We start from the raw sequence: 18,064 nt of genomic DNA, 5'->3' as shown, positions 1-18,064 counted from the left end.
CTGCTGTCGCTGCCCGGCTCGCCGATCCTCTACTACGGCGACGAGATCGGCATGGGCGACAACATCTGGCTCGGCGACCGCGACGCCGTCCGCACCCCCATGCAGTGGACACCGGACCGCAACGCGGGCTTCTCGTCCTGCGACCCCGGGCGGCTGTCCCTCCCCGCGATCATGGATCCCGTCTACGGGTACCAGGTCACCAACGTCGAGGCGTCGATGTCGTCGCCCTCGTCGCTGCTGCACTGGACCCGGCGCATGATCGAGATCCGCAAGCAGAACCCCGCCTTCGGGCTCGGGACGTACACCGAACTCCAGTCGTCCAACCAGGCCGTTCTCGCTTTCCTGCGGGAGTACGAGGACGACCTCGTGCTGTGCGTGCACAACTTCTCGCGCTTCGCACAGCCCACCGAACTCGACCTGCGCCGCTTCGACGGGCGGTATCCCGTCGAGCTCTTCGGCGGCGTCCGGTTCCCCGCCATCGGTGAACTGCCCTATCTGCTCACCCTCGCGGGCCACGGCTTCTACTGGTTCCGGCTCACCAGAGCCGCGTCCCGGATCGGTCGCCGCCTGTGAGCGTGCGCCGCGGAAAGGATGGGTCACCGTGACGAAGACCGCACCCCTGCGGCCGAGCGGCGCGAGCGGCGTCCGCTCGGTCGGACCGCTCGCCTCGCTGCTGCGGGAGTGGCTGCCGCGGCAGCGCTGGTTCGCCGGCAAGGACCGGCCCCTCACCGATCTGCGCATGCTCTCGATGACCGAGCTGTACCCGGGCTGTCTGCATCTGCTCGTGCACGCCGGTCAGTCGGGCGTCCCGACGCCCGGGAACACTCCCCCGGCCGGCGACTGCTACCAGCTGCTCCTCGGACTCCAGGAGCATCTGTCGCCGCGCCTCGGCCGGGCGCTGATCGGCAGGGTGGAGGACGGGCCGCTGGCCGGTCTGACGGTCCATGACGCGTTGCAGGACCCCCGGTCGACGCATCTGCTCCTGGAGCGGATGCGGCACCCCGGCACGCTCGGCCCGCTGTGCTTCGAGTCCGACCCGTCCGTGTCGCTGCCCCCGGGGCTCGCGCCGCGGCTGCTGGAGGCCGAGCAGTCCAACACCTCGCTGGTGTACGGGGACGCGTTCATCCTGAAGATCTTCCGGCGGATCCAGCCCGGGGTGAATCCCGACCTGGAGGTGCCGGTCGCGCTGGCCGGGCAGGGGTGCGGGCGGGTGCCCGCGCCGGTGGCCTGGTTCTCGACGACGCATCCGCAGGAGGCGACGCTCGGCGTGCTCCAGCCGTTCCTGCCCGACGCCTCGGACGGCTGGACGCTGGCCCTGCGGGCGCTCGCCCGCGGCGAGGACTTCGCGGCGGAGGCCGAGGAACTGGGGCGGGCCACGGCGGACGTCCATCTGGCGCTGGCCGCGGCCCTGCCGGCCGGCCCGGACGCGGAGGACGGGCGGACGGCGGCGGCGATGACCGAGCGGCTGGAGGCGGCCGCGCACCATGTGCCGGCGTTGCGCCCGTTCGTCCCCGGCCTGACCACCGCGTTCGGAGCGCTCTCCGTCTGCGACGCCGGGCCGCCCGCCCAGCGCATCCACGGCGATCTGCACCTCGGGCAGGTGCTGCGCGCCGGGCGCGACTGGTTCGTCATCGACTTCGAGGGCGAGCCGTCGCGTCCGCTGGCCGAGCGGCGCAGCGCCCACTCCCCGGTCCGGGACATCGCCGGAATGCTGCGCTCGTTCGACTACGCGGCCCGCCAGCGCCGGCCGTGGCGGCCCGAGTGGGCGCGCCGCTGCCGGGAGGCCTACTGCGCGGGCTACGCGGCCCGCGCGGGCTGGGACCCCCGCAAGAAACATGCCCTGCTGCGTGCCTACGAGACGGACCGAGCCGTGTACGAAGTGCTGTACGAGGCCCGTAACCGTCCCGACTGGCTCCCCGTACCCATGGCGGCGATCGAACGACTCGCCGTCCGAGGAGGCTGACCCCTGTGGCCCTGCGTGACACCTCTCCGCCCGAGTCGGCCGGCCCCCGCCCGCGCACGGCGCCCGCCCTCGATCCGGCCGACCGCGGTCGGCTGCTGTCGGGCTCCCATCACGATCCGCACGCGCTGCTGGGCGCGCACCCGGTGGAGGGCGGGGTCGTCTTCCGGGCCCTGCGGCCCTTCGCCGACGCCGTGAGCGTCCTGATCCACGGCGATCCCACCCCGCTGGTCTCGGAGGGCGACGGTCTCTTCGCCGTCCTGCTGCCGCTCGACGCGGTGCCCGCGTACACGCTGCTGGTGTCGTACGAGGGCGCCGAGCACAAGGTGGACGACCCCTACCGCTTCCTCCCGGCCCTGGGCGACCTCGATCTGCATCTCATCCGTGAGGGGCGGCACGAGGAGCTGTGGAAGGCGCTGGGCGCGGAGCCGATGGCCCACCAGGGGGTGATCGGCACCCGGTTCACGGTGTGGGCGCCGAACGCCCAGGGGGTGCGGGTGGCCGGGGACTTCTGTTTCTGGGACGGGACGGCGTTCCCGATGCGGTCCCTCGGCGCGTCAGGGGTGTGGGAGCTGTTCCTGCCCGGGATCGGCGAGGGCACCCGGTACAAGTTCGAGATCACCTCCCGTTACGGCGACCGCTTCCTCAAGGCCGACCCGATGGCCCGGCGCTCCGAGGTGCCGCCGGACACGGCGTCGATCGTGCACGCCTCGCACTACGAGTGGTCGGACGAGGAGTGGATGGCGCACCGGGGCGACGTTCCCGTGCACGTGGCGCCGTTCTCCGTGTACGAGGTCCATCTGCCGTCCTGGCGGCCCGGGCTCACGTACCGTCAGCTGGCGGAGGAACTCCCGGCCTATGTCGATGATCTCGGTTTCACCCATGTGGAGTTCATGCCGGTCGCCCAGCATCCGTTCTCGGGTTCCTGGGGATATCAGGTCACCGGCTTCTACGCTCCGACCTCCCGGCTCGGCACCCCGGACGACTTCAAGTACCTGGTGAACGCCCTGCACCGGGCCGGGATCGGCGTGATCGTGGACTGGGTGCCGGCGCACTTCCCCAAGGACGACTGGGCGTTGGCCCGGTTCGACGGGGACCCGCTCTACGAGCCCGGGGACTCGCGGCGGGCCGAGCATCCGGACTGGGGGACCTACGAGTTCGACTTCGCGCGTGTCGAGGTGCGCAACTTCCTCGTGGCGAACGCCACTTACTGGTGCGAGGAGTTCCACGTCGACGGTCTGCGGGTGGACGCCGTCGCCTCCATGCTCTATCTCGACTACTCGCGGGACTCCGGACAGTGGACGCCGAACGTGTTCGGCGGCCGGGAGGACCTGGACGCGATGGCGTTCCTGCAGGAGATGAACGCGACGGTGTACCGCCGCAGTCCGGGGGTCGTGACGATCGCGGAGGAGTCCACCGCCTGGGACGGGGTGACCCGGCCGACCGACAGCGGCGGTCTCGGCTTCGGGCTGAAGTGGAACATGGGCTGGATGCACGACTCGCTGCAGTACATCGGCAAGGAGCCGGTGCACCGCAAGTACCACCACAACGAGATGACGTTCTCGATGGTGTACGCGTACAGCGAGAACTACGTCCTGCCCATCTCGCACGACGAGGTGGTGCACGGCAAGCAGGCGCTGGTCTCCAAGATGCCCGGCGACTGGTGGCAGCGGCGCGCGAACCACCGTGCGTACCTGGGCTTCATGTGGGCTCACCCGGGCAAGCAACTCCTCTTCATGGGGCAGGAGTTCGCCCAGGGCGCGGAGTGGTCCGAGGCACACGGGCCGGAGTGGTGGCTGCTCGATCCCGGGTACGCGTCGGCGGGCGACCATCGGGGGGTGCGGGACCTGGTGCGCGATCTCAACACCGTCTACCGGGCCACCCCGGCCCTCTGGGAGCGCGACACCGACCCGGCCGGCTTCCGGTGGGTGCTCGGCGACGCGGCGGACGACAACGTCTTCGCGTTCCTGCGCCACGACGCCCACGGCGCTCCGCTGCTGGCCGTCAGCAACTTCTCCCCCGTCGTGCGGCACGACTACCGGCTCGCCGTCCCCGGCGAGGTCCGGGCCTGGCGTGAGGTGCTCAACACCGACGCGGAAGCGTACGGCGGCGGCGGTGTCGGCCACCCGGCGCCCGTCGCGCCTCAGAACGGGGAGCTCAGGATCACGCTGCCGCCCCTGGCCACGGTGTGGCTGGTGCCGGCGTCCGTGTGAACAGACATCGGACAGGGCAGTCGGGTGCGTACCACCCGCCAGAGAGAGGCCGTATCCCGTGCGCACCGTCGGAGTGGAGGAGGAGCTCCTCCTGGTCGACCCGGAGACCGGGGAGCCGCAAGCCCTGTCCGCCGCCGTCCTCGCCCGTGCCTCGCGGTGCGAGGCGCAGGACGTCTTCGAGAAGGAACTGCACAAGCAGATGCTCGAGTTCGCCACCCACCCGCAGTCGGGCATGGGCGAGCTCGGCGCGGAGATCGTGGACATGCGCCGGGAGGCGGCTCGGCACGCCCGGGACGCCGGGTGCGCGGTCGTCGCGCTCGCCTCGTCCCCGCTGCCGGTGAGCCCTTCCGTCAGCATGAACCGGCGCTACCAGTGGATGGCGGAGCAGTACGGCATCGCGACGCGTGAGCAGATGGTGTGCGGCTGCCATGTCCATGTGTCCGTCGACTCGGACGACGAGGGCGTCGCGGTCGTCGACCGGATCCGGCCCTGGCTGTCGGTGCTGTCGGCACTGAGTGCCAACTCACCGTTCTGGCAGGGCCGGGAGACGGACTACAGCAGTTATCGCAGCCGGGTGTGGGCGCGCTGGCCGTCGGCGGGGCCGACCGAGCTGTTCGGTTCGGCGGAGCGGTACCACCGGCAGGTGGCGGACATGGTGGCCACGGGCACGATCCTCGACGAGGGCATGATCTACTTCGACGCCCGGCTGTCGGCGCGCTATCCGACGGTGGAGGTGCGGGTGGCGGACGTCTGTCTGCACGCGGACACCGCCGTGCTGATCGCCACGCTGGTGCGCGGGCTCGTCGAGACCGCCGCCCGCGAGTGGGAGGCCGGCCAGGCGCCGCTGGACCACAGCGTGAGCCTGCTGCGGCTGGCCGGCTGGCGCGCCGCCCGCTCGGGGCTGAACGGCGATCTGCTGCACCCCGCGACCATGCGGCGGACCCGCGCCGAGACCGTCGTGCGGGCCCTGCTGGAGCATGTCGAGGACGCGCTGGCGGACACCGGGGACCTGGAGCGGGCCCGTGCGTCCTGCGCCCGGCTGTTGCGGCACGGCAACGGCTCGCGGATCCAGCGCGACGTGTGGGAACGCACCGGTAACCTGCGCGAGGTGGTCACCGCCTGTGTGCGGCACACCCAGGCCTGAGACGGCCGCCGATCCCCCGCCCGGCCTCCGGGTTCGGGGCCTCGGCGAGCCGTCCGGTCACGGCGAGATCACCAACGCGGATTACTTATTCGATCCAGGCCACAACCGGTCCGACCTGGGCTAGATTCGACCACCGTCGATAACAGTTCCCGTCGGCGAGGTCACAGCCCGTACACGTCAGGAGCAGCGCATGCGCGACTTCGCCCTCGCTCCCCCCACCACCTCGCCGCTGACCGCGGGGCTCGTCGACAGCGTCTTCGAGACAGCCGCCCGTACCCCCGAGCTTCCGGTGCTCTCGCGGCGGCCCGCCGGCTCCGCCGACTGGGCGCAGGTGACGGCCGTCGAGCTGCGGGACGAAGTGGCCGACCTGGCCAAGGGGTTCGTGGCGTGCGGGATCAAGCCCGGCCACCGGGTCGCGATCATGGCCCGCACCCGGTACGAGTGGACGGTGCTCTGCCACGCGCTGTGGGCGGTCGGCGCGGAGGTCGTCCCGGTGTATCCGACGTCCTCGCGCGACCAGGTCGAGTGGATCCTGCGGGACTCCGGCTGTGTCGGCGTGGTCGTCGAGGACGAACAGAGCGTCATGACCGTGGGATCGGTGTGCGCGGCGCTGCCCGCGCTGCGCCACGTCTGGCAGTTGGACGCGGGCGCGCTCGACGAGCTCGCGCAGCGCGGCCGGTTGGTGCCGATCACCACGATCCACTCGCTGCGCCGGATCGTGCTGCCCGACTCGACCGCGGTGATCGCCTACACCTCCGGCACCTCGGGCCGGCCGCTGGGCTGTGCGCTGAGTCACCGCAGCCTGGCCAGCCCGTGCGACACGCTCCTGGCGGGGTGGGGGCACACGGCGGCGCGCCCGGGGGAGCAGGGACGCGTGCTGGCGTTCCTGCCGTTCTCCCACGTCTACGGGTTGATGATCCAGGGCATGTGTCTGCGCGGCGGCATCCTGATGGGCCATGAGCCCGATCTCGGCGCGGACAGCCTCTCCCAGTCGCTGCGCACGTTCCGGCCGACGTATCTGTACGCGGTCCCGTCGGTCTTCGAGAAGATCTACAAGAACTTTCTGCGGGCCGCCCAGGAGTCGGGCCGCGGCGCGCTGTTCGAGCGGGCGGCGGAGACGGCCCGGGACTTCGCGGCCGCCGTCGAACGCCATCGGCTGGGCCGCGGCTCGGGGCCCGGCCTCGACCTGCGGTTGCAGCACGCCCTGTTCGAACGGACGGTGTACCGCAGGCTCCGGGCCGCGCTGGGCGGTCGGGTCCACCGCGCCACCTCGGGCGGCTCCCCGCTCCATCGCGATCTGTCGCTGTTCTACGAGGGCATCGGCGTCTATGTGCACGACGGCTACGGTCTGACCGAGACCAGCGGCGGGATCACCATGCAGCCGCTGGGCCGGGAGAAGTCGGGCACCGTCGGACAGGCGCTGCCGGGCACCGACATCCGGGTGGCGGACGACGGCGAGATCCTGGTGCGGGGCCCGTCGGTGTTCCAGGGGTACGTCAACGACGAGACCGCGACCCGGGCCGCGATGTGGGGCGGCTGGCTGGCCACGGGCGACCTCGGCTTCCTGGACTCCGACGGCTATCTCACGATCACCGGCCGCAAGAAGGACGTCATCATCACCAGCAGCGGCAAGAGTGTGGCGCCGGCCGCGCTGGAGCAGCGGCTGCGGATGCATCCGCTCGTGCACCAGGCCGTGGTCGTGGGCGACAACCGGCCCTGTGTGGGCGCGCTGATCACGCTCGACCCCGACTTCCTGGTCCACTGGCGCGGGAGCCTGACGCTGCACGGCGACCCGCAGAGCCGGGAGGCGCGGGAGGAGAACGCGCTGCGGGAGGAGATCGGACGGGCGGTGGCCGCCGCCAACAGCACGGTGTCCCGCTCGGAGTCGATCCGCGCCTTCCGCATCCTTCCGCAGCCGTTCGACCAGGCCAACGGGCTGCTGACGCCCTCGATGAAGCTGCGCCGCGACTCGATCGTGGCGCACTACGCGGCGGAGATCGAGGCGATGTACCAGGCACGGGCGCGGCTGCCGCGGCAGAGCGCTCCGGAGGAGGTGCTGGGCTGGGACGACGCGGACGACGTGTTCCGCTGAACCGGTCCCGATTGGCCTGCGGGGCCTCGGGAACCCTGAAAGGGGCGAACCGAAGAGCCGTACGAGAAAGGACGACGGTCCCGGCAGCGACGGGGCCGCACAGACGACATGGCAACCGAGCCGCGTGGTGACGACGCACTGTCTTCCTGGACGATTGCGAGCAGTACGGCCCGTTTCGCGGGCGAGCCCCGGGACGTGACGGGCGCCCGGCTGGCCACGGAGGAGTTCCTCCGCGAGCTGGCACGGACCGCGCCGCCCGCCTCGCCGGACTGCTGGCACGACATCGTGCTGATCGTCACCGAGCTGGCCGCCAACGCGGTCCAGTACGCGCCGGGCCCCTTCGAACTGCGGCTGCGCCCCACCTTCGACGGGGTGCACATCACGCTCCACGACACCAGCAGCACCCCGCCGACCCCGCGGCCGTTCCGTCCCGACAGCGGGGGCGGGGGCATCGGCTGGTACCTCGTCCACACGCTCTGCAGCCAGGTCAGCGTGGTGCCGAACGAGGCGGGCCGGGGGCAGGGGAAGGACGTCCACGTCTTCCTGCCGTGGTGAGGACGCGGGCGGCCTCCTCGCTCACGCCGACGTCGTGCCGCGCGGGGTCAGCCGGCGGTAGTGGTCGCCGACGGCCGTGAGGTACGCCGGGTCCCTCGTCTCGCTGTCGGTGCGGAAGCGCGGTGCTTCCTTGACCTCGTCCCCCGTGCAGGCCAGGAAGACCCTGCGGCCCGCGTGGTCGATGCCCGTCACGACGCCCGCCGGGACGACGGCGCTCCTGCCGAACAGCCAGACGCCCGTGTCGACGACCAGGTGCCGCATGCCGTGCGGACCGGCCTCGCGTTCCACGTGTCCGAGGGCGCCGTCGGCCGTCACGACGGCGTAGCCGGTCAGGTCCTGACCTTCGGCAGCGCCGCTTTCCTGCGTGTACGACCAGATTCCGTCGATGCTCACCGCTGCTCCCCTCTCCCGCTCCACAACTCAATTACCCTTCCGCGGCGGCCGCATTCGGGCCCGTGCCCCCCGTTGTGGACGCCATGGGCTGTTCAAGGCCATCGGTCGGGGGCGTATACAGGCCTTTCGAGGGGTACGACGGTGGCCTCAGGAGAAACGTTCGTCTGCATGCCTCGCACGGCTGGCGGAACCGGCCCGGGCGCGGTGGGATCGACGAGTGGCGAAGCGCCCGGGGGCGGGGCTCGCGCAGACGTCGGGGCAGACCGCCTGGAGCCGCAGAAAGGGATGGACAACGTGACACGACCCAGGATCCTGGTGGTGGGTGCGGGCTTCGCCGGAGTGGGGTGCGTTCGGCGTCTGGAACGCAGGCTCGCCGCCGCGGAGGCCGACGTCACTCTGGTGACGCCGTACTCCTACCAGCTCTATCTGCCGCTGCTGCCTCAGGTCGCCTCAGGGGTGCTGACGCCCCAGTCGATCGCTCTCTCCCTGCGCCGCAGCAGGAGGTACCGCACCCGGATCATTCCGGGCGACGCCGTCGGCGTGGACCTGAAGTCGAAGGTCTGCGTCATCCGGACCATCACCGACGAGATCGTCGACGAGCGGTACGACTACATCGTGCTGGCCCCCGGCAGCGTCACCCGCACCTTCGACATCCCCGGGCTGACCGACAACGCCTTCGGGATGAAGACCCTCGCGGAGGCCGCCTACATCCGCGACCACGTCATCAGCCAGCTGGATCTCGCCGACGCCAGCCACGACCCCGCCGAGCGGGCCTCGCGGCTCCAGTTCGTGGTGGTGGGCGGCGGCTACGCCGGCACCGAGACCGCCGCGTGTCTGCAACTGCTCACCCACAACGCGGTCAAGCGCTATCCGCGGCTGGACCAGAACCTGATCAAGTGGCATCTGATCGACATCGCCCCGAAGCTGATGCCGGAACTCGGCGACAAGCTCGGGCTCAGCGCTCAGGAGGTGCTGCGCAAACGGGGGATCGAGATCTCGCTCGGCGTGTCCGTCGCCAAGGCGGGCCCGGAGGAGGTCACCTTCACCGACGGGCGGGTGGTCCCGACCCGGACCCTCATCTGGACGGCGGGGGTCGTGGCGAGCCCGCTCATCGCGACGCTGGGCGCGGAGACGGTCCGCGGGCGGCTCGCCGTCGAGGCCGAGCTGAATCTGCCCGGCGACGACGGGGTGTTCGCGCTCGGGGACGCCGCCGCCGTGCCCGACGTCGCCAAGGGCGAGGACGGCGCGGTGTGCCCGCCGACCGCGCAGCACGCGATGCGGCAGGGCAAAGTCGTCGCCGACAACGTCATCGCGACGCTGCGGGGCCAGTCGATGCGGCCGTACGTGCACAAGGACCTCGGTCTGGTCGTCGACCTCGGCGGCACCGACGCCGTCTCCAAGCCGCTCGGCATACCGCTGCGGGGGCTGCCCGCGCAGGCCGTGGCCCGCGGCTACCACTGGGGGGCGCTGCGCACGGGCGTGGCCAAGGCGCGGGTGCTCACGAACTGGACGCTCAACGCGGTCGCGGGCGACGATTTCGTCCGCACCGGCCTCCAGGCGCGCCGGGCGGCGAACCTGAAGGACTTCGATCACACGGACCGGTATCTGACGCCCGAGCAGGTACGGGCGCGGGTCGAGGAGAACGGCCCGGAGACCGCCTGAGGCCCGGGGCGGCGGAGACGGACGGCGGGAGAGACGGTGGGCGAGAGCACGGCCGCGTGAGGGCGGCGGCACGGTCGTTCGGCGCGCGGTGGCGGGATCGGGTCGCGGCGTCCGATCCCGGGCTGCTGCGGCTGGCGGCCGGGCTGCGGACGGTCGGCGCGATCACGTGCACGCTGGCCGTGCTCTCCCTGCCGGGCGCCGACGTCCCGCATCTGGTGGCGGGGGCGATCGCGGCGATGGTCGCCACGTTCGCCGTCCGGGAGAAGCAGCGCCACCGGCAGGCGGTCACGCTGGCCGTGGGCCTGCCGGTGGCTCTGGCCTCGGTGTCGCTGGCGGCGCTGCTCAGCTCGCGGGTGCTGGGCGGGGACTTCTTCTTCGTCGCGCTGATCTTCTGCGCGGTGTACGGCCGCCGGTTCGGCGACCGGGGCACGGCCCTCGGGCTGATCGCCTTCCAGGTCTACTTCATGGCGTTGTTCGTCGGCGTCGGGACGTCAGACCTGGCGGGGTACCAGGGGGTGCTCGCCGTCGCCTTCGCGTGCAGCGCGGTGGCCCGGTTCGTGCTGGTGCCGCAGACCCCGACCGGGATCCTCCAGCGGCTGCGGCTGGCGTTCCGGGCGCGGCTGGCGCAGCTGCTCGACGCCCAGCTCGACCTGCTCGACGCCGGCCCGGACGACGTGGACAAGGCCCTCGCCCAGGTCCGCGAGGGCACCGCCCGGCTGCACGAGACGGCCATGATGATCCACGGCCGGCTGGAGGAGGGCACTGCGGACGAGGCGACGGCCCGGCTGGTGCAGCGCCGGGTCGCCGACGCCGAGATCGCCGCCGAGCGGCTGGGGCTGCTCCTGCTGACGGCCCGCAGCGTCGAGCGCGCCGACACCCTGACCCTGCATCTGCCGGGCGCGCCCCTGCCGGAAGGCGGTCGTCTCCCTGTCCGGGACGAGTCGCTCGACGCCCTGCGCCGCGATCTGCGGGCCCTGGCGCTGCTCGTACGGCATCCCGTCGAGGAGGCGTCGGGCACGGCGCTGTCGCAGGTGCGCAACCGGCTGCTCGGCTACCGGGACGAGGAGAACCTGCCGTCGGCCTCGCCCGCCGTGCAGGACGTCTTCCGGGGCGTCGGCGAGGCGGCGCGTGCCGTGCTGGGGCTGCGGATCGCGCTCGACGGGCCGCAGGACGAGTCCGACGACAGCCCCGAGACGGCCCGCTCCCGCGAGGAACTGGACGCGGAGGACGCCTCGATCGGCGTGGCCGAGGAGGACGAGGGCACGGCGGAGCAGGCCACGGGGTTGCGGCGGCCGACGACCCGGGCCGCGGTGCAGGTCGCCGTCGGGTCGTCGCTGGCCATCGTCGGCGGCGAGCTGCTCTCCTCGCACCGCTGGTACTGGGCGGTGCTGACCTGCTGGATCGTCTTCCTCAACACCGCCTCCACCGGGGAGATCCTGGTCAAGGGCTACCGACGGCTGCTGGGCACGGCGCTCGGCGTGGTCGCGGGCATCGTGCTGGCGGGACTGGTCGGACACCACACCTGGACGGCGTTCGCGGTGGTGCTGCTGTGCGTGTTCGCGATGTTCTACACGGCGCCGCTGTCGTACACGCTGATGTCGTTCTTCGTGACGGCCGCGCTGGGCGTGCTCTACACGCTGCTGCACACCTACAGCCTGTCGGTGCTGGTGCTGCGGATCGAGGAGACTGCGCTCGGGGCGGCCTGCGGGATCGTCGCGGCGGCGCTGGTGCTGCCGGTGCACACGGACCGGCGGACCAACGAACTGCTCGGGACCGTGCTGGACCGGCTGACCGAGGTCACCGAGGCGGCCGTGGAGCAGCTCAGCGGCGGGCCCCCGGCGGAGCTGCTGGACCGGGCCCGCGATCTGGATCAGTCGCTGGCCGATCTGCGGGCCGCCACGCAGCCCCTGACCCATCCGGTCACCCCGCTGCGCACACGGCGGGACACGGCCCAGTACGTCGTCGCGCTGCTGGAGACCTGCGCGTACCACGCCCGCTCCCTGGCGGCCACGGCGGAGCTGCTGCCGACGCATCCGTCGATCGCGGCGGACCCGCGGCTGCGCCGGGCCGGGCAGCGCATCCTGCACAACATCGGGGCCCTCGCCGCGCGCGTCGCGGACGAGCGGAGCACCGCCGACGTACTGACCGGGCCGAGCATCGCCGCTCTGCTGAAGCCTGGCGGGGCGGGCACCCCGCGCTACGGCCGGGTGACCGACCGGGTGCTACGGCATCTACAGCGCCTGGACGAGGCGGTGGTCGGCCTCGCCCGCCCGCTCGGGGTGCGGGTCGCTCCGGCGGTGCCGCCCCCGAAGTGAGAGCGCTGCCGGCGGCCCCTGTCGGCCTCAGAAGTCCGTGGGCATACCGCTCGCCTCCGCGATGCCCCGCAGTTCCTCGGTGTCCCGGTGGCGCTGCATGATGATGCCGGCGATCTCGGCGAGCCGGGCGGGATCGGACGCGGTGACCGCGTCGGTGACCACCCTGACCGGGCCGGTGCCGTCGACGTCGATCTCGACCAGCCGGTTGTCCAGCCGGCCGGTGACCGCGGTGGCGATGACCAGGGCGGCCTCGTCGCGTATCTCCTGGGGCAGGTGCTCGGTGTCCTCCGGATCGAGCGCGAAGTCGAGATTCTCGGGTGGCTGTTCGTCGAGAGCGCGCAGGGCGGGGGCGACGACCCTCAGCAGAAGCCGGTAGTCCTCGCTGTCCATGCGGACGCGCAGCAGATCGAGGTACATGTCCACGGGCCGCTCGTCGCTCGGGAACTCTGGTTCGTTCATCTGGACCGGGTTCCCCGGGAGACGGACGTCAGACCTCGCGCTTCTCTGCACCAAGCTGTGGCCGGGGGTGCCCGGTGATGAGCGTCGAGCAGGTCGCCATCAGCGAGGCGGCGTGATGAGCCCTGTCTCGTAGGCGGTGATGACGAGCTGGACCCGGTCCCGGGCGCCCAGTTTGGTGAGCAGCCGGGACACGTGCGACTTGGCGGTGGCCACTGTGATGAAGAGGTCCTCGGCGATCTCGGTGTTCGACCGGCCGCGTCCGACCAGGGTCAGCACTTCCCGTTCCCGCTCGGTGATGCCCTCGATCGGCCGTGGGGAGCGCTCCGGGACAGCCGCGGGGCGCCCGATGAAGTCGGCGATCAGACGGCGCGTCACACCCGGCGCGATCAGTGCGTCGCCGGCGGCGACCACGCGGATCGCCGCGAGGATGTCGTCCAGAGCCATGTCCTTGACAACGAAGCCGCTCGCGCCGGCCCGGAGCGCGCCGTAGACGTAGTCGTCCTCGTCGAAGGTGGTCAGGACGAGTACCCGCGTCGTGGCCCGGTCGGCCGTGATCAGTCGGGTGGCCTCGATCCCGTCCATGCCGGGCATCCGGATGTCCATCACCACGACGTCGGGGCTGACGTCCCTGACCAGTTGGACGGCCTCGGCACCGGTGGCGGCTTCACCGATGACTTCCAGGTCGGAGTGGTCGGCCATGAGTACGCGCAGGCCGGACCGCACCAGCGGTTGGTCGTCGGCGAGCACCACGCGGACGGTCATCGGGTCTCCACCGGAACTCCGACGGGTGTGGGCAGCGGCAGCCGGGCCGCCACCCGGAAGCCGCCCTCGGGACGCGGCCCGGCGCTGAGGTGGCCGTGCAGCAGGCCGACCCGTTCCCGCATCCCGATGATGCCGAAGCCGTGGGCCGAGCCGTTCCCGGTGGCGCCGCGCCCGTCGTCGACGACCTCCACGGACAGCTCCTCGTCTCCGTAGTCGATGGCCACCCGGCAACGCTCGGCGCCCGCGTGCCGGACCACGTTGGTCAGCGCCTCCTGCACGATGCGATAGGCGGACAGGTCGATGTCGGCCGGCAGCGGACGCTGCTCTCCGCTGCGGCGTACGTCGACGCGTACCCCCGCGTCCGCGGTCGCCGCCGTCAGCCGTTCGACGTCCGCCAGCCCCGGCGAGGGTGCGAGCGATGACTGTTCCGAAGCGGTCGCGCCCCGGTCGGCCTGACGGAGCGACACCAGCGTGCGCCGAAGGCCCGACAGGGTCTCTCTGCTGGTGGCCTCGATGGCGCGCAGGGCTTCGCGCGCCTCCGCTGGCTGGGTCTGGATGACCCGGCTGCCCACACCGGCCTGGATGGCGATGATGCCGATGCTGTGCGCGACCATGTCGTGCAGCTCCCGTGCGATCCGCAGCCGTTCGGCTGTCATGGCCTCGGCCACCTCCTGTGCACGCAGCGCCACCGCGTGCTCGCGGCGCTCGCGACTCAGCAGACCGGCCATGCAGGATGCGGCCATCGCCAGGAGTCCGATCACCCCGTTGATGGTCAGGTTGTCCCCGTGCGCGAAGACGCCGATCACCAGCAGCTGCACGACGAAGGACACGGCCACCGCGACGATCGAAGCGCGCCATGTGCAGGTGGCGACGATGAAGCCCAGGACAAGGTCCACCGCCAGATACGACAGGAACTGGCCCTGATAGGAGGCCGCCAGGCCCTCATGGACGGAGCTCGGAGGGCCCACCACCACGGCAGTGGATCCGAAGAGTGCCATGGCCAAAGCCAGCAGCGGCATCCGTCGCACCACGCCGACGAGCAGACTCACGGCCAGCAGTGCCCCGACACCGTCGACCGACCCCGACGCCCGCGGCGCGCCCCCCACCAGCAGACCCACCACGAGGAGGTAAGAGGCACTGCCCACCCAGGCCACGGCCTTGGTTCTCGTCATCGGCGGCATTCCCTCCCGGGAACAACACTGCGGTGCGCGACGCGCGCAGGCAACGAAGTGATCGTCATGGGGTTCACGCCGCGAGACTAACCGGCCGCCGCCCGCGCGGCATTAGCCCGGGGACGTACGCCCACGGGCCAATGCGGCCGCACGATTGCCGCCCACGGCCCCATGTCCGGACGGGGGTCCTCTCGGCAATGTGGGTGCCGTGATCGAAGTCAACGAACTCACCAAGCGTTACGGCAGCAAGACGGCCGTCGACCATCTGTCCTTCACCGTGCGGCCCGGCCAGGTCACCGGATTCCTCGGCCCCAACGGAGCCGGCAAGTCCACCACCCTGCGGATGATCCTCGGCCTGGACGCTCCCACCACCGGCGCCGCCACCGTCAGCGGCGTCCCCTTCCACAACCAACCGCGCGGACTGCGGCACGTCGGCGCCCTCCTCGACGCCGGACAGGTCCACGGCGGACGCAGCGCCGCCGCCCACCTGTCCGCCCTGGCCCGCAGCAACGGCATCCCGCGGCGCCGGGTGGACGAGGTGCTCCAGGAAGTGGGGCTGGCCGAGGCGGCGAACCGCCGCATCGGCGGATTCTCCCTCGGCATGAAACAGCGGCTGGGGATCGCCACCGCCCTGCTCGGCGACCCGCCCGTGCTCATGTTCGACGAGCCGATCAACGGCATGGACCCGGAGGGCGTGCTCTGGGTACGCCGACTCTTCCGGCGCCTGGCCGCCGAGGGGCGCACGGTCTTCCTATCCAGCCACCTGATGTCGGAGATGGAGAGCACCGCCGACCAACTGGTTGTCATCGGCCGGGGCCGCCTCATCGCCGCCGAGCCGCTACGGGACTTCGCGGCCCGTAGCACCCGTAGCAGCGTCGTGGTGGGGACACCGCAGGCCGCCGAGCTGGCAGCAGTACTGACCGCGGCAGGCGCCTCGGTCGAGCCGGAGGGATCGGCTGGCGCCGAGAAGCTCGCCGTGACCGGGCTCCCGGCGGACCGAATCGGCGCGCTCGCCTTCGAGAACCGCATCCGGCTGGACGAGCTGACCACCCGCACCGCCTCACTGGAGGCGGCCTTCATGGAACTCACCGCCGACAGCGTCGAATACCTGGCAGGACAGCCCCGATGACCACACTCGCCTCCGTCCCCCCGACCACCCCCGTCGCCGTACCGGCTGCCCGCTTCCGCGACCTGCTCGCCTCCGAGTGGATCAAGATACGGTCCCTGCGCTCCACCCCGTGGACGATCGGACTCACCGTCCTGTTCGTCATCGGGTCCGCCGCCGTGGCCACACTGACGGACAAGGCCGCGGGCTCCGGCCCCGCCGATTTCCTCCCCTACGACGCCTACCCGGCGGCCGGCTACTGGACGCTGATGCTCGTCGCCAGCAGCATGGGGGCCCTCTCCGTCGTAAGCGAGTACAGCAGCGGGCTGATCCGCACCACCACCGTGGCCGTCCCGGCCCGCGGCTCGGTGGTGCTGGCCAAGGCGGCCGTCACCGCCGCGCTGTGGACCGTGGTCGGCACGGTCGCCTCCACCGGTTCCTTCCTGGTCTCCCAGGCCATCCTGGACGGGCACCATGCCGGCGTTCCGATCACCCACCCCGGGGTGTTCCGGGCGCTGGTGGCATCCGCGTTGCTGGCTCCGGTCTGTGCCCTGGTCGGTCTGGGCCTTGGCGTTCTGCTCCGGCATGCCGCCGGGACCATGGTCACCAGCGTCTTCACCCTGCTGATGCTGCCCACCATGTTCTCGGAGAGCAACCGCTGGTCGGCGGACATCAAACACTCACTGGTGTCGGCCGCCTGGAATCGCCTGGTCCAAACCTGGGAGCCGGATCCCGGATCCCTGGGCTACACCGCCACGGTCCCGGGCTCCTGGATCGTGTACGCGCTCTGGCCGCTGATCACGGTCGCACTCGCCGTGCTCGTTGTGAGGCGCCGCGACGTGTGAATGTGCCCCCACGGCGCGCACCTCCCGTCCGGAGGCACACTTCGGGGGCGAGGCCCCGGGACTCGATACCGCTCGTCTGGTATCTGCGCTGCTGATCATTCGGTTGTAAGGCGGCTGTGAGGGACAGCAGGAATGCCCAGGTTTACCGTGGGCAGCTGCTGCGACCGGTGAGCCTGGGACCGCTTGGAGCCCAGGAACGTCAATGTCAGCTCGATGCCTTCGACCTCGCCCTTCCAGCCCTGGGCGAGAGCGTGCTGACGGCGGGCGATCAGGTCGTCCTCCAGCTCATCCAGCCGGGGCAGCATCGCCGGGTTGACCGAGAGCATCGGGCATCTGATGCAGGCGTGCTCATGCGCGCACGGCGTTCCGTAAGGGCGCCCGCAGGAGCCCAGCTCGACCTTCCTCTTGTCGAAGTGCTCCTGGAACTCCGACCACTCCTCCGATGTGGGGTCCCGGTACTCCTCCTCCGGCCGCAGCTGGCGACGCTGGTCGAGGAACTGCTGGTAATGCCGCACAATGTCGTCGTCGAAGACCGCGACGCAGCCACGAGTGGTCTGGATATTCAGGTGGCCGAGCAAAGCGGCACCAATGTGGATGGGCAGCCCCGAGTTGACCAAGTCCGTGGCGAAGATCCTGCGGAAGTCATGGGCGGAGAACGTCGTCCCGACGAACTCCGGGTGGGTCTTGGCCAGATCGGTGCAGCACTTGCGCAGGCGGCGCCAGATCGTGCTGGTGCTCATCGCCTGTCGCTCCAGGCCGGTCTGGGTCTGGAAGAGGTAGGGCAGGGGTGGGCACCACACCTTCTCGTGGACGTCGTACCGGCTCGCGATCGGCACCGTGCCGTAGGTGCCGCGGTGCCGGCGAATGACCTGAGCGATGACGTGGAACAGTTCGGCGGACATCGGGATCACCCGCTCGCGGTCCGTCTTGGAGGGAGTGACGACCAGGAGCGCGACGACCTCGCCGTTGGGACGCTGGTAGTTGCGGACGCTCAAGTGGGTCAGCTCGGTCAACTCCTCGATCCGCAGGCCGGCGTGCCGGAGCACTTCGACGACGGCCCAGCCCCAGAAGGCCGCGGTCTCGTCCCGGGTGACGGCGACCAGCTCGCCGGTGTCGCGGTTGATCGCCCGAACGGGGAAGGACTTCTCGGTCTTGGCGCGCTTGAGGTCGTACTCGCTGGCGGTGCGTTGCCACTGTGCGCCGGCTGCGGTGAACCGCTCACCGGGTTCGACGGCCTGGGCGGCGGTGAGGATCTCGCGCAGCCGCATCCACCGGTTCACCACCGCACCGACCGACGGCAACCGACCGCAGCCATCCATCAGATCCCGATGTACGGAGGACATTCCATGAAACGAGGACATGCCGAGATCCTCGGCACCCACCAGCC

At 71.4% G+C, this 18,064-nt stretch carries 15 protein-coding genes; 10 read left to right on the top strand and 5 right to left on the bottom strand.

Annotated elements, in window-relative coordinates; all coding sequences use genetic code 11:
* From AB0J04_RS21735 to AB0J04_RS21710, 6 genes are all read left to right on the top strand, one after another.
* Window positions 1-573, top strand: a 573-nt coding sequence (locus AB0J04_RS21735; protein WP_363170177.1) for an alpha-glucosidase C-terminal domain-containing protein, incomplete at its 5' end; no start/stop codon positions are given.
* A 28-nt stretch (window positions 574-601) separates the two neighbouring features.
* Window positions 602-1,963, top strand: a complete 1,362-nt coding sequence (locus AB0J04_RS21730) for a maltokinase (RefSeq protein ID WP_363170176.1) — start codon at window positions 602-604, stop codon at window positions 1,961-1,963.
* Between the two features lie 5 nt (window positions 1,964-1,968).
* Complete coding sequence (gene glgB / locus AB0J04_RS21725; protein ID WP_363170175.1) at window positions 1,969-4,173, top strand: 1,4-alpha-glucan branching enzyme; 2,205 nt, start codon at window positions 1,969-1,971, stop codon at window positions 4,171-4,173.
* Window positions 4,174-4,231: 58 nt separating this feature from the next.
* Window positions 4,232-5,317, top strand: a complete 1,086-nt coding sequence (locus AB0J04_RS21720; RefSeq protein ID WP_363170174.1) for a glutamate--cysteine ligase — start codon at window positions 4,232-4,234, stop codon at window positions 5,315-5,317.
* Window positions 5,318-5,507: 190 nt separating this feature from the next.
* The gene (locus tag AB0J04_RS21715) at window positions 5,508-7,409 is read left to right on the top strand and encodes an AMP-dependent synthetase/ligase (protein ID WP_363170173.1); all 1,902 of its coding nucleotides are present in this window, start codon (window positions 5,508-5,510) and stop codon (window positions 7,407-7,409) included.
* Between the two features lie 108 nt (window positions 7,410-7,517).
* Window positions 7,518-7,964: an ATP-binding protein gene (locus AB0J04_RS21710; RefSeq protein WP_363170172.1), complete on the top strand. Its 447-nt coding sequence runs from the start codon at window positions 7,518-7,520 to the stop codon at window positions 7,962-7,964.
* 21 nt (window positions 7,965-7,985) lie between these two features.
* Here the strand turns inward: AB0J04_RS21710 and AB0J04_RS21705 are convergent, their stop codons facing one another.
* A complete protein-coding gene (locus AB0J04_RS21705; RefSeq protein ID WP_363170171.1) occupies window positions 7,986-8,357 on the bottom strand; it encodes a PRC-barrel domain containing protein in 372 nt (123 codons plus the stop codon).
* A gap of 285 nt (window positions 8,358-8,642) precedes the next feature.
* Between AB0J04_RS21705 and AB0J04_RS21700 the strand changes: the two genes are divergently transcribed.
* Both AB0J04_RS21700 and AB0J04_RS21695 read left to right on the top strand, forming a co-directional pair.
* A complete protein-coding gene (locus tag AB0J04_RS21700; RefSeq protein WP_363170170.1) occupies window positions 8,643-10,019 on the top strand; it encodes an FAD-dependent oxidoreductase in 1,377 nt (458 codons plus the stop codon).
* A gap of 56 nt (window positions 10,020-10,075) precedes the next feature.
* The gene (locus tag AB0J04_RS21695) at window positions 10,076-12,334 is read left to right on the top strand and encodes an FUSC family protein (RefSeq protein WP_363170168.1); all 2,259 of its coding nucleotides are present in this window, start codon (window positions 10,076-10,078) and stop codon (window positions 12,332-12,334) included.
* 27 nt (window positions 12,335-12,361) lie between these two features.
* Here the strand turns inward: AB0J04_RS21695 and AB0J04_RS21690 are convergent, their stop codons facing one another.
* The 3 genes from AB0J04_RS21690 to AB0J04_RS21680 form a co-directional block, all read right to left on the bottom strand.
* Complete coding sequence (locus AB0J04_RS21690) at window positions 12,362-12,793, bottom strand: hypothetical protein (protein WP_363170167.1); 432 nt, start codon at window positions 12,791-12,793, stop codon at window positions 12,362-12,364.
* Window positions 12,794-12,892: 99 nt separating this feature from the next.
* Window positions 12,893-13,555 carry a response regulator transcription factor gene (locus AB0J04_RS21685; RefSeq protein WP_363170166.1) on the bottom strand — a complete coding sequence of 221 codons (663 nt, stop codon included), beginning with the start codon at window positions 13,553-13,555 and terminating at the stop codon, window positions 12,893-12,895.
* Complete coding sequence (locus AB0J04_RS21680; RefSeq protein WP_363170165.1) at window positions 13,552-14,727, bottom strand: sensor histidine kinase; 1,176 nt, start codon at window positions 14,725-14,727, stop codon at window positions 13,552-13,554. Before AB0J04_RS21680 ends, AB0J04_RS21685 begins: the two co-directional genes overlap by 4 nt.
* A 208-nt stretch (window positions 14,728-14,935) precedes the next feature.
* Here AB0J04_RS21680 and AB0J04_RS21675 point away from each other — a divergent pair, with 208 nt between their 5' ends.
* The gene (locus AB0J04_RS21675) at window positions 14,936-15,856 is read left to right on the top strand and encodes an ATP-binding cassette domain-containing protein (protein ID WP_363170164.1); all 921 of its coding nucleotides are present in this window, start codon (window positions 14,936-14,938) and stop codon (window positions 15,854-15,856) included.
* Window positions 15,853-16,677 (top strand): ABC transporter permease, encoded by an 825-nt coding sequence (locus AB0J04_RS21670; RefSeq protein WP_363170163.1) that lies wholly within the window; start codon window positions 15,853-15,855, stop codon window positions 16,675-16,677. Before AB0J04_RS21675 ends, AB0J04_RS21670 begins: the two co-directional genes overlap by 4 nt.
* Before the next feature lie 95 nt (window positions 16,678-16,772).
* Here the strand turns inward: AB0J04_RS21670 and AB0J04_RS21665 are convergent, their stop codons facing one another.
* Window positions 16,773-17,957, bottom strand: coding sequence for a site-specific integrase (locus tag AB0J04_RS21665; protein ID WP_363170162.1), 1,185 nt, complete (start codon window positions 17,955-17,957; stop codon window positions 16,773-16,775).
* Window positions 17,958-18,064: the final 107 nt, after the last annotated feature.

Source organism: Streptomyces sp. NPDC050263, from assembly GCF_040655955.1.
In the GTDB taxonomy this organism is placed as follows: Bacteria; Actinomycetota; Actinomycetes; order Streptomycetales; family Streptomycetaceae; genus Streptomyces.
The sequence above is the reverse complement of the archived record's forward strand: the minus strand, read 5'-3'. Positions and strand labels throughout refer to the sequence as shown.